Raw genomic sequence first — 16,244 nt, 5'->3', positions numbered from 1 at the left:
CATCCATACCTCCTGGCCTTAGCCGAAGACTTGCGCCCACCAAGACGACACGCGTCCCCAGACGCCTCTGCCGTTGGTGCGCACCGGCGTTCCGCTGTCGCCGGCGCTGGCTCCGAAGAGCACAAGACCGACGGCCGTGGCGTATGCCGGATTTTTGATCGTTTCCGTGAGCCCGCCGACGTGCATCGGATACCCGATGCGCGCCGGCAAATCGAAGTAGTCGGATGCAAGGGCATCCAGCCCGGGCAGTTGCGCGCCCCCGCCGGTGAGCACGAGTTCGGCCAGCATCACTTCAGCCGGACAGTTCACGGCCAGATTGCCGCGCACAAGTTTGAAGATCTCGGTCATGCGCGCGACGATGATCTGCCGCAAGAAGTGCTTCGATGCGGCACGGCTCGTGCGGCCCGATAGCGCCTTCACTTCGAAGGTCTGCTGCTCGAGATCCACCGAGAGGTCGGTCGTGCCGTACACGTGCTTGATGTGCTCGGCCTCCTGGAAACTCGTCTTAAGACCAAGCGCGATGTCGTTCGTGACGATGTTGCCGCCGACCGGCACCGTCCACGTATGGTAAACGCCGCCGCCCCAGTACACGGCCAGGTCGGTCGTGCCGCCTCCGATGTCCAGCAAGACCACGCCGGCGTTCCGCTCCTCCGGCAGCAACACCGCTGCCCCCGAGGCGAGCGGCTCGAACACGATGCCCGACGGTTCGATGCCGGCGCGATGCACGCACTTGAGCACGTTCGTCAGGAACGACGTGCCTGCGGTCACGACGTGCGTGTCGACTTCAAGCCGCCCGCCTGCCATGCCAACGGGGTCGGTGATCCCATTTTGGCCGTCCACCGCGAACTCGCGCGGCAATGTGTGGATGATCTGCCGATCGGCCGGCACGTTGATGATCGTGCTCGCGTCCACGACGCGTTTGACGTCCAGCGGCGCGACCTCGCGGTCATCGCTGCCGACGGCCACGATGCCGTGCGTGTTCAGCGAGCGCACGTGCTCACCGGTGATGCCCACGTACGCGGCCGATACATGTGAGCCGGCCATACGCTCGGCTGTCTCGATCGCCGCCTCGATGGACTTCACGGTCTCTTCGAGATCGGTGACGACGCCCTTGCGCAGTCCGAGCGATGGAGCGGCGCCGAAGCCGATAATATCGATGACGTTGTCGCGGCCCTGACTCGCGATCACCGCCGCGGTCTTGGTCGTGCCGATATCCAGACCGGCGACGATCTCGCTACGCGCCAACGTCAGTCCTCATCGGTTCTCCACAGAGTCCCCATTCTCCACAGGCTGTGGATAAACTCCTCAAAGAACGACTTCGGCGACCCGAAGATCGCCGCGCTTGCTTTGCATACGCGACGCATTCCAAATGGATTGCGACTTCCCTCTTTGTCGTTTCGCGAAAATTCACGCGCTGCGCGCGCGCATCCGTGCGCGTCATCGGTATAGCACCGTCGGCGCGGCTGCGCTTCGCAGATCCACGTAGGCGACTTCTTCAGGATGCGCGATGCGTTTCACGATCGCGCCGAGCAACTCGACCTTGCGCTCGAAATCGGCGGTGGAGCCGAACAACACGCGCAGATGCGACGCCGTGGTGAAGCCGATGCCGGTGGCGGGCTTGCTCTCGATTTCCGTGATGCGGACTCCGAGCTTAGCGAGACGCTTGCTCGCATCCAGGGCTTGCGCCAGTTGAGCGCTGGAGACGTCGCTGCCCGGCGCATCGATTCCGGACGGCAGCGGCTGGACGAAGAGGACGGGCAGCGCGGCATCGCGCTCATCGTCAACCTCCACGGCAAGCACGCGCAAGCCGTCGTCCACGACCGCATATCGCTTGCCCGAAGCTTCCGGCAGCATCACGCGCGCGGCCGGCACGCGCTCCGTGATGGAGATCGTCACGAGGTTGGGCCACTGACGGTCGACGTGCCCGCTGCGCACCCACGGCAGCGCCTCGACCCGATCGGCGGCACCTGCGGTATCCATGAACCAGACGTTGCTGCCGATCGGCAGCGCGGCCGCACTCCGGACGGCTTCTTCCGATTCCCGATCGAAGCCCACGACCGCAACGCTGCCCAGTTGGAAGGCCGGGTCCATGGCTAGCCTCACGGCGCCGAAGGCGATCGCACCGACTGCGACGACGACAAGGGCGCCGACGAACACCCGCTTGAGCGTCGCAAGCGCCTGCCCTTGACGCCTGCGGCGCGCCACCGCGCTCTCAGCCACCGACCCGCTCACCCAGCAGCAGAGCGATCGCCTCAGCGACGCCGCCGCTGCCTTGCGCCGCCACGATGCAGCTCGCAGCCTGCTTGGCCGACGTCGTGCCGTTTTCTACCGCGAAGCTCTGCCCAGAGGTCCGGAACATCGGGATGTCGTTGTCGGAATCGCCGATCGCGGCGATATCCTGAGCCGGAATCCGCTCACGGCGCGCGACGGCCTCCAGCGCGCGACCCTTGTCCGCGGTCGGGTCGGTGATCTCGAGAAATTCCGGCTGGCTCCGAAAGACTTGCGCGTCCTTGCCAAGCTCGCGCGCAAGCAGCGGGATGGTTTCGAGCACACGCTCGGGCGGCGCCACCCCGAGGACTTTCAATGGGCCCGGTGTGCTCGCGCCGCCGCCGGTAAGCAGTTCGCGCAAATCCGGAACCATGACCGGTTCCACCCGCGAGATCGCGAGGTAGTGCTCCGAGAAGCGGTTGCGCCTGTCGAGATAGAGGTGGTCGCCGAAATACAGCTGGACGTGAAGGTCCTTCGCCTTCAGCGAATCGTAGGCGCGCAGAGCCACCGCGCGGACCAGCGGATGGGCGTCCACGACCTTTTCGCTTTCGATGTCGTAGACGGCGGCGCCGTTGAGCACGATGATCGGTCCGCGCAGGCCGAGCTCTTGCGCAAACGGCTTGGCCGCGCTGAAGAGACGGCCCGTCGCCAGCCACACCGTGAGCCCCGCTTGCCGCGCACGCGCGATCGCCGCCGCGTCCGCGAGATCGATGCGCAGGGAGTGGTCGACCAGCGTGCCGTCGATATCGATGACGACGGCGCGAGCGTTCACGCTTCGCTCTCCCACACGTTGTCGCCGCCGAAAAGAGCCGCGATGGCGTCCGCGAGGCCCGGCGTGATCGGCAGCAAGTGGCGCAGCGGGCGGCGCTCATCGTTGCTGCCCGCGTGGAGAACGACCTGACCGGTGCCCGGACCCGCTGCTAGGACGAGATCGCGCAATTTGTTCAGCCTCTCGGCTTCGCCATTCCCACCACTCATCCGGATATGCAGGGCGCGCCCGGGTGACTTTTCCGAGCTCGCTTCGCTCGCTCGGAACACTACATCAGGGGCTCGGAATACGGTAGGGGTTCGGAACGATATATTCGGCGCGCCGTTGCCGTTTGAGCGGACAATGGACGGGGCCTGCGCGAGCGGCCACACTTCGACTGCCTGCAAACTGACTTCCGGCCGCTCGTCTTCACCGTTCTCGTCTGTGATGGGCGCGACCGTGCCCGGCGGCTTGCCGATCGCGCGACGCTCCTTCACTCTTCCTTTGATGACGAGAATCGCATCGTCGGCGAACATGGCCTGCAATTCGTCGTACCACTTCGGGAAAACGACGACTTCAGTGGAACCGGTCGTGTCCTCGAGCCGCCCGATCAACATTTGAGCGCCGGCTTTGGTCACGACGCGCCGGGCCGAGGTCACCACGCCGCCGACGACCGCGAGTGCGTCCTCTGGCAGCTCTTTGAGCGATCCGACGGTGTGCGTCGCCTTGCGCGACAATTCTTCGGCCTTGTCCGCGAGCGGATGGCCGGAGATGTACACGCCGATCGCTTCCTTTTCTTGCGCAAGCCGCACCGCTACCGGAGCCTCCGGTTCGCTTGGCAACGCAGGCGGTGGCAGCGGCGCACCGCCTTCGCCTCCGAACAGCGAGGTCTGACCGAGCTCGCGTTCCTGCGTCAGCTTCTGACCATAGTCGATTGCGGCGTCGAGACCCGCCAGCAGCGCCGCGCGGCTGCTGCCAAGCTCGTCAAGCGCCCCTGCTTTGATCAACGATTCGAGCACGCGCCGGTTGACTTGCCGGCTGTCGGCGCGCGCGCACACTTCGGCGAGCGAGGTGAAGCGCCGCTCTTCGCGCAGCGCGATCAGCTCTTTGATCGCTCCTTCACCCACGTTGCGCACCGCGCCAAGCCCGAAACGCAGCGCATCGCCGGCGACGGTGAAATCGGTGTTGCTCTCGTTGACGTCGGGAGCGAGGATGTGCACGCCGATCGTCGTGCACTCCGCCAGATACTCGGACACCTTGTCGGCATTGTTCTTGACCGACGTGAGCAAGGCAGCCATGAAGGCGAGCGGATGGTTGGCCTTCAGCCAGGCAGTCCGGTAGGCGAGCAGTCCGTAGCACACGGAGTGCGCTTTGTTGAAGCCGTAGCCGGCGAACGGCTCGATGAACTGCCAGATGCGCTCGGCGAGCGGCTGCTCCATCCCGTTTCCGACGCACCCGTCGATGAACTTGCGCCGCTCGATCGGGATCTTCTCCTTGATCTTCTTGCCGATGACTTTGCGCATTTCGTCGGCCTGGCCGGCGGTGTAACCGGCGAGATCGCGGCACATCTGCATGATCTGTTCCTGATAGACGCCCACCCCATAGGTTTCCGCGAGAATGGGTTCGAGCTTCGGGTGCAGGTACGTGATCCTGCGGCGCCCGTGCTTGCCCGCAATGAAATCGTTGATCCAATCCATCGGACCAGGCCGGTACAGCGCCACCATGGCGATCAGGTCCTCGATGCAGGTGGGCTTCAGCTCGGCGATATAGCGGCGCATGCCGGCGCTCTCGAGTTGGAAGACGCCGGTCGTGTGCCCGGCGGAAAGGAGCGCATAGGTCTTCGGATCGTCCAGCGCGATGTTCTCGATCTCGAATCCCGATCCGCCCGTTCGCCGGATCTCAGCCGACGCGCGGTCGATGACGGTCAGCGTCCGCAGACCCAGGAAATCCATCTTCAGCAGGCCGACTTTTTCGACCCAATCCATCGAGTATTGCGTGTTGACGTCATTCTCGCCGAGCTTGACCAGCGGCGCGTAGTCGGTCACCGGTCCCGGCGCGATGACCACGCCCGCGGCGTGCGTGGAGGCGTGGCGCGCCAAACCCTCGACGCGCATCGCCGTCTCGAGCAGCTCGTGCGCGCGCGGATCGCGCTGGTAGATCAGCTTGAGTTCGGGCACGTTGTCGATCGCCTGGCGGATGGACACGGGGTTGGTCGGCACGTTGGGGATGAGTTTGGCGATGCGGTCGACGTCGCCGAGCGGATGCCCCATCACGCGCCCGACGTCGCGCACGGCCGCGCGCGCCGCCATCGTGCCGAAGGTCACGATCTGCGAGACGCGATCCGCGCCGTATTTCTCGCGTACGTAGGCGATGACTTCGTCGCGCCGCTCGAAGCAAAAATCGGTGTCGATGTCGGGCATCGAGATGCGCTCGGGGTTCAAGAAGCGTTCGAAGAACAGATTGTAGCGCAGCGGGTCCACGTCTGAGATGCGCAGCGCGTAGGCCACGATGCTTCCCGCGGCCGAGCCGCGGCCCGGGCCAACGGGAATGCCGCTCTCCCTGGCGTAGCGGATGAAATCCCATACTATAAGGAAGTACGACGCATAGCCCATGCGGTTGATGACGCCGAGTTCGTATTCGAGCCGCTCCAGATGCACGGGCGTGGGCGATCCATAGCGCGCTGCCAGGCCATCCACGCACAGACGGTGGAGATAGACCGCTTCATCCCCGGCGTCGGGCGGGACCGGGAACTTCGGCAGCGCGAACGACTTGGATTCGAGGTCGAAGTCGACGGCGCGCGCGATGTCTTCGGTCGCATCGCACGCGTCCGGCGAGCCTGCGAAGAGCTCCCGCATCTGCTCGGCCGACTTGAAATAGAAGTCGTCCCCATCGAAACGCAGACGATCCTTGTCGGACACCATGCGACCCGTGCCGATGCACAGCAGTACGTCGTGCGCCGGCGCATCGTCCTTGCCAAGGTAGTGCGAATCGTTCGTCGCCGCGGCCCGCACGCCGAGTTCGCCGGACAGCTGCAGCAGCGCGGAGCGCACTTTGTCTTCGGCCGCGCTGGAATGGTTGTGCAGTTCGAGGAAATAGCGGTCGCCGAAGATCGCTTGATAATCCCGGATCATCTGCCGGGCTGAGTCGACCTCGTCGCGCATCAAGTGCTGCTGCACGCCGCCGCCCAAACAGCCTGAGAGGACGATCAGCCCTTCGTGATGCCGCGCGAGCAGTTCGAGATCGACCCGCGGCTTGTAGTAGTAGCCGTCGAGAAAGCCTGCGGAGACCAGCTTCATGAGGTTCTGATAGCCGGCTTTGTTCGAGGCGAGCACGGTCAAGTGATACTCGTCGCGCGCGGAGCGGTCGCGATGGCCTCTCGGGGCGACATACATCTCGCAGCCGATGATCGGCTTGATGCCTTTGGCTTTGGCCGCGAAGTAGAATTCCAGCGCGCCATAAAGGACGCCGTGGTCGGTCAGGGCGAGAGCAGGCATGCCGAATTCGGCGGCCGCTTGCACCAAATCGGCGATACGACACGCACCGTCGAGCAGCGAGTACTCGCTGTGGACGTGGAGATGAACGAAGCTACCCTTTGCCAAGCCCTACTCCGCCTCAAATCCCCGCCCAAACATACGTTCGAGTGAGGCTATTCCGCTAAGGCTTCGCCACGCCCTTGTGGAGCCGCTTGTGCACAGACTGTGAGTCATCGCGAAAACTTGTGGATTCAACTTCCCCCGCGATGATCGCGAAGTATAGCGCGACGATCCGCCTCATGAGTCGCTTCCGAAAGCGCCATGATACTAAAGTAGAAAGCCGCACGCCGCTTGACTGCGTGGCTCTCCCGGTCCCGCAGGAAGGTTCAGGAACCGCCATTAAGGGCTTTCGTATGGCCCTGCTCACCGGCGCCAGCAGCGGACTGGAAGATTTCGGCTTTGGTCCGGCGCGACGCGCAGAGTTCAATCTCTCTACCGGCCGCCTGTTCGAAGAGGCCATCCGCCGGCGCGAAGGGCTCGCTGCAGACGCAGGACCGCTCGTCGTCAAGACCGGCAAGCACACCGGCCGCTCGCCGCAAGACAAATTCTTCGTCCGGGAGCCGGGGAGCGAGCGGCAGATCGACTGGGGTAAGAGCAACAAGCCCTTCGAGCAGGAAGCGTTCGACGCGCTGCTCGCCAGAGTCGACGAGCATTTGCGCGAGCGCGACGTCTACGTCATCGACGCCTACGCGGGCGCCGATCCACAGTATCGCGTTCCCGTGCGCGTGGTCACCGAGTACGCTTGGCAAAGCCTTTTCGCGAAGCACCTCTTCATCAGACCCACGCGCGCCGATCTGAGCACCATCCGGGCGGGGTTCGCCGTCGTCGCCGTGCCCGATTTTCACGCCGACCCGACGCGCGATCGCACCCGTTCAGAGACGTTCGTCATCATCGACTTCGGCAGACGCCTCGTGCTCATCGGCGGCACCTCGTATGCCGGTGAGATCAAGAAGTCGGTCTTCACCATCATGAACTACCTCTTGCCGCTGCGCGGCGCGCTGCCCATGCACTGCTCCGCCAACGTGGGACCCGGCGGCGACGTCGCGATCTTCTTCGGACTCTCCGGCACCGGCAAGACGACGCTGTCCGCCGATCCCGAGCGCGCGCTCATCGGCGACGACGAGCACGGTTGGAGCGACAGCGGCATCTTCAATTTCGAAGGCGGCTGCTACGCGAAGGTCATCCACCTCTCCGCCGAACTCGAGCCGCAGATATTCCCCACCACGCGCACCTTCGCGACGGTGCTCGAGAACGTCGTCATCGACGAAGACACGCGCGAGCTCGATCTCGACGACGATTCGCTCACCGAGAACACGCGCGCGGCATACCCCCTGACCTCCGTGCCGAACATCGAGCCCTCGGGTCGCGGCGCTCATCCGCGCAATCTCATCATGTTGACCTGCGATGCATTCGGCGTCCTGCCGCCCATCGCGCGCATGACCCCAGCGCAGGCGATGTACCACTTCCTTTCCGGCTACACCGCCAAAGTCGCCGGAACGGAGAAGGGCGTCACCGAACCGCAGGCGACCTTCTCGCATTGCTTCGGCGCGCCGTTCATGGTGCACGCCCCCATGCTCTACGCGCAGATGCTCGGCGAACGCATCGCGAAGCACGACGCGAGGTGCTGGCTCATCAACACCGGTTGGAGCGGCGGACCTTATGGCGTAGGCAAGCGCATCAAGTTGCCGTACACCCGCGCGATGGTCAAAGCCGCGCTTTCCGGGGCGCTCGACGCCGTGGCATGCACGCCGGATCCGGTGTTCCACGTCAGCGTTCCCAAAGCGGTCCTCGGTGTGCCGGCGGATGTGCTCGACGCGCGCCGCACCTGGAGCGACGCGGCGGCTTACGACGCCAAGGCCGGCGAGCTGGCCAAACTTTTCGCCTCGAACTTCGAGCGATTCTCACAAAGCGCGAGCGCCGAGATCAACGCATCTGCGCCGCGGGCCAAAGGGTCATAGTCGAGGACCGCGCAGCATGATCACCGATCACGACGTTGTGGTGTTCGGCGGCGGCCTCGCGGGCATGCGCGCCGCCATCGAAGCAGCGCGCCACGGCGCCGACGTCGCCATCATTTCCAAAGTGCATCCGATCCGCAGTCACTCGGGTGCCGCACAGGGCGGCATCAACGCGGCGCTTGGCGCAGGCGATTCGTGGGAGACCCACGCGCTCGACACGATCAAGGGAAGCGACTACCTCGCCGACCAGGACGCGGTCGAGATCATGTGCCGCGAAGCGCCGAGCGACATCATCGAACTCGAGCACATGGGCGTCACCTTCTATCGCGGCGAGGACGGCAAGCTCGGCACGCGCGCGTTCGGCGGCGCTTCCGTGGCGCGCACGTACTTCGTCGGCGACATCACCGGTCAGGCGCTGCTCAACACGCTGTACGACCAGATCATGAAAACCGGCGTGAAGGTCTACGAAGAATGGTTTGCCACCTCGCTGTGGATGGCCGGCGGCGTTTGCCGGGGCGTGGTCGCACTCGACATGATGACCGGCGAAATGAGCCTGCTGCGGGCGAAGGCGGTCATCATCGGGGCCGGCGGCTGCGGCCGCGTCTACGAACCGAGCACCAACGCGCTGATCTGCACCGGCGACGGTCACTCTCTGGCGTACCGGGCGGGAGCGCCGCTCATGGACATGGAGATGGTGCAATACCATCCGACGACGCTCAAGGGCAGCGGCTTCCTGATGACCGAGGCGGCGCGCGGCGAGGGCGCGTACCTGCTCAACGCCGATGGCGACCGCTTCATGAAGAAGTACGCGCCGAACAAGATCGAGCTCGCGGCACGCGACGTCATCTCCCGCGCTGAGACGAACGAGATCGCCGAGGGCCGCGGCATCGATGGCTGCGTGCTGCTCGACCTGCGCCACCTCGGGCGCGACTTGATCATGAGCAAACTGCCGCAGATCCACGAGATGGCGCTTGATTTCCTCGACATCGACATGGTCGACACGCCCGTCCCCGTGCGCCCCGGCATGCATTACATCATGGGCGGCATCAAGACCGACGTCGAGGGCGCCACACCGGTCCCCGGCATCTACGCGGCCGGCGAATGCGCCTGCGTTTCGGTGCACGGCGGCAATCGTTTGGGCGCGAACTCCCTGCTCGACACCCTGGTTTTCGGCCGGCGTTCCGGTTTGGCGGCTTCCACCTACGTGAAGAGCGTGCCGAACACGTCGGCGGGCGAGGACTTTCTGGCTTCCGAGCAGCGCCGCGTTCAAGCGCTGCTGGACCGCCCGTACGTCGGCGAGACGCACGCGCGCTTGCGCTTGGAACTGGGCACGATGATGGATGAGAAGGTCGGGGTGTATCGGGACGAGACGAGGTTGAACGAGGCGCTTTCCGCCGTGCGCTCGCTGCGCCAGCGCTACGACAAAGTCGCGGTCGGCGACAAAGGTCGCACCTACAACCAGGCCCTGACCTTCGTGCTCGAACTTGGCTACATGCTCGATTGCGCGGAGACGATCATCGTGAGCGCGCAGACGCGCAAGGAAAGCCGCGGCGCGCAATCGCGCACCGACTTCCCGGAGCGCGATGACGCGAATTGGCTCAAACATGTCATGGTGACGCTGCGCGACGGTGCCCCGCAAATCTCGTACGCCCCGGTGACCATCACCAAATGGCAGCCCGAAGTCAGGAAGTATTAGAAATGGAATGGACCATCGTCGTCGGACGCTATAACCCAGAGGGCGTATACAAAGGCGGAGAGCTGGGCCCGCCCTTCCCCGCGCCCTGGAGCGACGCGCCGCGCAAGACGTACCAGACCTTCAAAGTCGACCTCCCCGAGCACGCGATGATCCTCGATGCGCTGATCCAGGTCCGCGAATACCAGGACGAATCGCTGGCTGTGCGCTGCGCCTGCCGCAGCGCGATTTGCGGCTCGTGCGCGATGTGGGTCAACGGGCACGCGCGCCTCGTGTGCACAAGCAGGCTCGGCGAGCATCTGGTGGACGGCAAGGTGACGGTCGAGTCACCGCCCTCGATGCCGATCGTGCGCGACCTCGTCTGCGACATGAAGCCGTTCTGGGAGAAGATGCGCAAAGTGGCGCCGTGGTTGGAGAACAAGCAGCCGATCCCCCAAGGCGAGGAGTATCGGGTTGCCAACGCGGCGATGGAAAACCTCATCCAGGAGGTCAGCTGCATCGCCTGCGGCGCCTGCCTCATGGATTGCGAGTCGTTCGCCGTCAACAAGAATTTTTTGGGGCCCGCGGCGCTCGCGAAGGCCTACCGCTACGCCGAGGATCCGCGCGACGCCACGCGCCCCGATCGGCTGCGGCGCTACAGCGAGCCAGACGGCGTGTGGGATTGCACGCATTGTTTCGAATGCGTCACGCAGTGCCCGAAGCACGTCGCGCCGCTGGATCAGATCCTCAAGCTGCGCCAAGCCGCGGTGAGCGCGGGCTTCACCAACAACGCGGGCACCCGGCACGCCGACGCGTTCGCGGATTCGATCAAGCATAGCGGCCGCCTCAACGAGCTGACCCTCATGCCCAAGTCGTTGGGCTTCTTCAACATCAAAGCGCAGCTGCAGAGCCTGCCCAGCGCCTTCAACTTGCTGCGCGCCGGCAAGCTGCCGCCCATCATCCACAAGTCCATCCCCGGCGTTACGCGCGTCAAGGCCATCTTCAAGAAGGTCGGAGGCAGGTTCAAATAATGAAAGTCGCGTTCTTTCCCGGCTGCGTCTCGAAGGGGGCCTGCCCCGAGCTGTTCGTCTCGACGCAGAAGATCGCCGGACCGCTCGGCCTCGAACTCTTCGAGATGACCGAAGCGCCGTGCACCGGCGCGGGCGTGATCAGCGAGCAGAATCCCGACTTGGCCGACTCGCTCAACGGCCTGACGCTTGCCATGGCCGAGCGCCAGGGTGCGGACTTGATGACCATCTGCAGCACGTGCCAAGGCGTGCTCAGCAATCACAACTATCATCTCAAGAAGGATGCCGCCCGGCGCGCGAAGACCAACGCAGTGCTGGCTGAAAGCGGCTACGAGTACAAGGGCACGACCACGGTCAAGCACCTGTTGTGGATGCTCGTCGAGGACATCGGACTCGACAAGATCAAACCGCTGATCAAACGCAGGCTTACCGGCCTGAAAGTCGCGCCGTTCTACGGCTGCTACATCTTGCGGCCCGAAGAGTCTCTCGGTCTCAAAGAAAAACCCGAGCGCAAGACCTACTTGGAGCAGATCATCGCCTTGCTCGGCGCGACGCCGGTCGAATACCGCGGCAAGACCAAGTGCTGCGGCTTCCCGATGGTGACCATGAATCGCGATGCGGCGTTGACGATGGGCGGCAATCACATCATCGAGGCAAGAGAAAAGGGCGCAGATCTGCTCGTGACGCCGTGTCCGTTGTGCCATTTGAACCTCGACGCCCAGCAGCCGGACGCGGCGCGCGTGATGCGTACGCCGATCGACGTGCCGATCTTCCACCTGCCGCAATTGCTCGGCTTGGCTTTCGGCTTCAGCCCCGAGGAATTGCGCTTGAACCACCATGTCGTCTCGACCCGCAAGGCGCTTGACAAAGTAGAGCTCAAGGTCTAGCCGAATCGATGCGAATCGCAATTATTGGCGCCATCGTCCAAGCATTTTACCTTGTATCGTTTCCAATACCATCGTTCGCAGCCGGGCAACAGGTGTACGCGGGCCTGCCGGCTGATCCGGCACTCCGCTCCGCAATCCTCAAAGCCGCGACTGCTGAAGAATCCGGGCTTTCTTACCCGCCTAAAGTAACGCAAACGGTGGTTGGGCCTCTTTATGCCATTGGCACTTGGGAATACCCCGGAGAGGACCAACGACAGGCCCTTCTCTCTCGGCGGAGTTCACACTGGCTGCTCATCGACGTCACCTGCGGAACATACAGCCTAGCGCGATTGAGGGTGCTCGGCGTCTCCGATAGCACGGCCCGTCAGTTATATAGGGGAATGTATCCCGCGGACCGTGCGCTCATCCAACCGGCGATTGATTGCGTCCCATTCGTAAATACACAGGTCTTGATCAGGTAGCAGATGGCGAGTTCTGATCGACTCCTGCGCGAGCGCGTCGCGATCGTCACCGGCGCCAGCCGCGGCATCGGTCGCGCGTTTGCTTTGCGGCTGGCGCGCGAGGGCGCGACGGTCGTCATCGCCGCCAAGTCCGAACGGCCGCGCGAAAAGCTGCCCGGTTCGATCTACAGCGTCGCCGCAGAGGTGGAAGCCCTTGGCGGCCGCGCCTTGGCGGTGCGGGCAGACGTTCGCAACGACGAGGACGTTAGGGCGCTGGTCGATCAAACCATCGAACGTTTTGGCCGGCTCGATATTCTCGTCAACAATGCGGGCGCGCTCTGGTGGGAACAAGTCATCGAGACTCCGCCGAAGCGGTTCGATCTCATGTGGCAGGTCAACGTGCGTGCCGCGTATCTGTGTAGCTACTACGCCCTGCCCCACATGGTCGCCCGGAAATGGGGTCACATCGTCAATTGCAGCCCCCCGATCTCCACGACGGCGAATCCTGGCTACGTCTGCTACATGATCACGAAAATGGGCATGAGCCGGCTTGCGATCGGCATCGCGGCGGAACATAGCGCGGACAACGTCGCAGCGAATTCGTTGTGGCCCGCCACGCCGATCGAGAGCCAGGCCACTATCAATTGGGAGTTCACGGGGAAAGTCGGCTCCCGCGGGGAGTGGCGCTCGCCGGAGATCCTGTGCGACGCGCTGATGGAGATCGTGACCAGCGAGCCCAGCGCTTTGACCGGTCGCGAGTTGATCGATGAGACATTCCTTCGCGAGCGCGGCTGGAGCGAAGAACGCCTGGCTTCGTATTGGCTCTCCGGCGAGCAGCCAAAAGAGCCGATCTACATCGACGGCCGCGAGCAGGCCAAGATGTAGCCTGCAGCGAGATCACGATGAACGGCCGTTAGTTTGATCCCCAGCGCTGCCGGTATCGCTCGTTCGGCAGCAAGTAGATCTTCAGGTCGTGGTAGTCGAGGTACACGTCGAAATTCCGCAGCACGTCCTGTCCTATGAGACCGTCGTAATCTTCGTCCTCGAACGCCAACGCATTCTGGGTCACGTCGAATCGCCAGTTCGGAAACGTCAGCGGGCCAAGACCGAGGGACGGCACCTGCGCGATGCGCGTCTCGATCGAGCCACCCACGCCGTGCGACTTTTCGGGGAAAGGCAAGATGTTCGTCATCGTTTCAGAGACGCCGCTTTCTGAAACGTCTGCGGCGTGCGCGCGAGCAAATCCGGAGAAGATCACGCTTCGATCCGCCCCGGTGTCCACGATGAAGGCGTTCGCCGTCGCGGATCCCACCCGCGCGGAGACCACCGGTACGCCATCGTCAAGACGTATCGGTAACGCAAAGGCTCCCTGCGGCGCCGAGAAGGACCCCGCATCGATCGCTTCGACCTTCTTGTTCAGATAGTCGATGTGGACGACGCACCCCGCGATGAAATCGTAGCCCAGCAGCCCGGCGACAGGGTACCCGTCGTACGTGCGGTCGCCGTATGGCGCCGTTTCCACTGCGACGTTGTTCATCGTGGCGCCGCCGATCGCCATGACTGGGATTAGCGCCGGGGAGGCGGTGAACTCGCCCGCAACATCCTGCGTCAGTCTGCCGTACGAGGTCACGTGCACGGCGTCGGCCACCGAACGATCGAGCAGGATGCCAGCCGCGCCGGAATCCAATTGGAGGTTCACCTTGTGTCCGCCCAGCTCTGCGGTGAGGATCACGCGATCTCCGCTGAGCGTTGCAGGAAGGGCGGTAGACTGCTGCCCGAGCATCACCGTGCCCCGGCTTTGGGGCTGCGCGAAAGACTTTTCGTCGACGACGGCGCCGAAGGATAGCGATTGCAGGCGCCAGTCTTCGTCGTCATACGCCAGGCCATTGCTCGCGTGGATGTGCCAGGCTTCACGCCAACCGCCCGTGTCTCTGAAATCGTCGTACGTCGTCACCACTCGCCGATTGACGACCTGCCGTTCGCTGCGCACGAGAAGGTACGAAGCGCGATCGTAAAAGAGGTACTCGACGCGACCGCCTGGCGGAAAGACGCGCACGACGTACGCAGCGACCGGCGCTGTCACCTCCCCCAGCAGGCTGACGCCGCTCTTCGGGTCGCTTGCATTGGCCAATGCTGCGCGGTCTATCGCGTCGCGTTGGTGCAGGTCGCTGAGTTCGCGCGTCAAGCCGTTTTCGTTCTGCATCCAGCTTTTGCCGTGTAAGGAGCCGTGAGCCGTATGGAATGGCCCGAGGGTCGTCTCTTCTAGATAGCCAGCCGGCGATTCGACGCGTGTCTGCGTCCCTTGTAGCTCCGCGCGTAGATAGGTCCGGGCCTCCACCCGCGTCCGCCCACCCGTGGTGGGCGCCGAGCCGACCGCGCTCTGATGGAGCCGCATCAGGCGAGCGAGCGTCATAGAAGTCGGCAGGATGCCGAAAGGCGGGGCTGAGGGATCTTGTTGTTCCGCGCGCGCCCCGTTTGGGGCGAACATAAGCGTGAGCATGAGCGCACAAGCAACAGTGACTGGCATACAAAGCATTGCGGGTTTCTCTACTGCCTCGCTTTCCACGTCTTATGGAAAACGCTGTTCGGCTTGAGCAGAACGCGGCCGTGCGGATAGTCGAAGTACAGATCGAAAAACGCCAGCAAATCGCCGCCCATCACGGCATCGACGTTATGACCGCCTCTGCGGATGGGTAGGGTCGACGAAACAATATGCAAGTCGAAGAAGTGCGCGGGGCCCCACCTTATCTCTGGAACGCTCGCCGTCCATACCAGCACTTCGCTGCCGAAGCGACGGCTATCGGCGAACGGTATGCTCGCCTTCGCCTTTTCCTTCCCTGTGTAGAGCTCTGGGACCGACTCTGGAAAGCGTTGCGCAAAACCTCCGAAGATGATCGACTCATCGAAGTCATTGTCAAGCAGAATGTCGCTTGACTCGTGACCGTTGATCACGCCTTTGAAGAACGGAAAGCCCGAGTCGAACTCGACCAAGAGAGTGGAGGCGCCCGGGATCGGGGAGTCCGCATTGAATGACTCGGCCGGCGACAGCACCACCGAGCCATTCACGTAATCGACTTTGAGAACTCCCGCCGACAACACGTCGTATCCCAACATACCCACGATCTTCGTCTGGTAGGTCTCCTGATACTGAAAACGCGTCGCACGCAGCGCAAAATCATGCAGCGTTAATCCGCCGATTCTTGCTTCGCCGAGCATTGTGTCATATGAAAGGTCCTCGCCGCCGGCGTGCAGGAGCTGACCAAAGGATGAAAGGCCTAGTTCGCGCGCGACGTCAAGATCGATCAGCGAGTCCGGCTGCGCTGCTGAGACGCCGAAATCGAGCCCGCGGCCGTTGACCATCACGCGAATGACGATCGAAGGCGTCGGGTTGACGATGGTGAGCCAACCGCCGAAAACGAACGTCCGGTCGGTCAAAACCCGCGCGGGCAAGGCAGTATCCCCCGAAAACTTGGCGAATGCGAACGTTGATTTCGGCATCGCGAACGGCGCGGGGTCGACGGACCCTCCAATCGTGAGGCTGTGGCGTACGAAGTCGAAATCAAAGCCTCCGCTGTGGTAGTGCAAGTGCCAGGGCTGTTTCAGGCCCTTGGTGGCGCGGTAGTCGTCGAACGCGACCGTCGCACGCTCGTCTTCCACGACTCTGATCGCCTTGTCGATCAGCCAAGTCTGCCTGTCGTAGAACAGCCATTCCG

11 protein-coding genes are annotated in these 16,244 nt (G+C 63.6%); 5 read left to right on the top strand and 6 right to left on the bottom strand.

Annotation, left to right across the window (positions count from 1 at the left end):
- Positions 1-18: 18 nt before the first annotated feature.
- The 4 genes from ftsA to VN934_08920 all read right to left on the bottom strand — a co-directional run bounded on the left by ftsA (position 19) and on the right by VN934_08920 (position 6,615).
- On the bottom strand, positions 19-1,245 hold the full coding sequence (gene ftsA, locus VN934_08935; protein HXM18927.1) for a cell division protein FtsA: 1,227 nt from the start codon (positions 1,243-1,245) through the stop codon (positions 19-21).
- Positions 1,246-1,437: 192 nt separating this feature from the next.
- Complete coding sequence (locus VN934_08930) at positions 1,438-2,220, bottom strand: FtsQ-type POTRA domain-containing protein (GenBank protein ID HXM18926.1); 783 nt, start codon at positions 2,218-2,220, stop codon at positions 1,438-1,440.
- A complete protein-coding gene (locus VN934_08925) occupies positions 2,213-3,040 on the bottom strand; it encodes an HAD family hydrolase (GenBank protein ID HXM18925.1) in 828 nt (275 codons plus the stop codon). The genes VN934_08930 and VN934_08925 overlap by 8 nt, the downstream gene beginning before the upstream one ends.
- Positions 3,037-6,615: a DNA polymerase III subunit alpha gene (locus VN934_08920; GenBank protein ID HXM18924.1), complete on the bottom strand. Its 3,579-nt coding sequence runs from the start codon at positions 6,613-6,615 to the stop codon at positions 3,037-3,039. Before VN934_08920 ends, VN934_08925 begins: the two co-directional genes overlap by 4 nt.
- Positions 6,616-6,902: 287 nt before the next feature.
- Here VN934_08920 and pckA point away from each other — a divergent pair, with 287 nt between their 5' ends.
- From pckA to VN934_08895, 5 genes are all read left to right on the top strand, one after another.
- Positions 6,903-8,507: a phosphoenolpyruvate carboxykinase (ATP) gene (gene pckA, locus VN934_08915; GenBank protein ID HXM18923.1), complete on the top strand. Its 1,605-nt coding sequence runs from the start codon at positions 6,903-6,905 to the stop codon at positions 8,505-8,507.
- A 16-nt stretch (positions 8,508-8,523) separates the two neighbouring features.
- Entirely contained in the window at positions 8,524-10,200 is a 1,677-nt protein-coding gene (locus VN934_08910) for an FAD-binding protein (GenBank protein HXM18922.1), read from the top strand.
- Between the two features lie 2 nt (positions 10,201-10,202).
- A complete protein-coding gene (locus tag VN934_08905) occupies positions 10,203-11,207 on the top strand; it encodes a succinate dehydrogenase/fumarate reductase iron-sulfur subunit (protein ID HXM18921.1) in 1,005 nt (334 codons plus the stop codon).
- Entirely contained in the window at positions 11,207-12,091 is an 885-nt protein-coding gene (locus tag VN934_08900) for a CoB--CoM heterodisulfide reductase iron-sulfur subunit B family protein (GenBank protein ID HXM18920.1), read from the top strand. The genes VN934_08905 and VN934_08900 overlap by 1 nt, the downstream gene beginning before the upstream one ends.
- A gap of 464 nt (positions 12,092-12,555) precedes the next feature.
- A complete protein-coding gene (locus VN934_08895; GenBank protein ID HXM18919.1) occupies positions 12,556-13,416 on the top strand; it encodes an SDR family oxidoreductase in 861 nt (286 codons plus the stop codon).
- A 28-nt stretch (positions 13,417-13,444) separates the two neighbouring features.
- Here the strand turns inward: VN934_08895 and VN934_08890 are convergent, their stop codons facing one another.
- Together VN934_08890 and VN934_08885 are read right to left on the bottom strand one after the other, a co-directional pair.
- Entirely contained in the window at positions 13,445-14,734 is a 1,290-nt protein-coding gene (locus VN934_08890) for a retropepsin-like aspartic protease (GenBank protein HXM18918.1), read from the bottom strand.
- A gap of 344 nt (positions 14,735-15,078) precedes the next feature.
- Positions 15,079-16,244, bottom strand: a 1,166-nt coding sequence (locus VN934_08885; GenBank protein HXM18917.1) for a hypothetical protein, incomplete at its 5' end; no start/stop codon positions are given.

It is taken from the genome of Candidatus Tumulicola sp. (assembly GCA_035601835.1).
Lineage (GTDB): Bacteria > Vulcanimicrobiota > Vulcanimicrobiia > Eremiobacterales > Eremiobacteraceae > DATNNM01.
The sequence above is the reverse complement of the archived record's forward strand: the minus strand, read 5'-3'. Positions and strand labels throughout refer to the sequence as shown.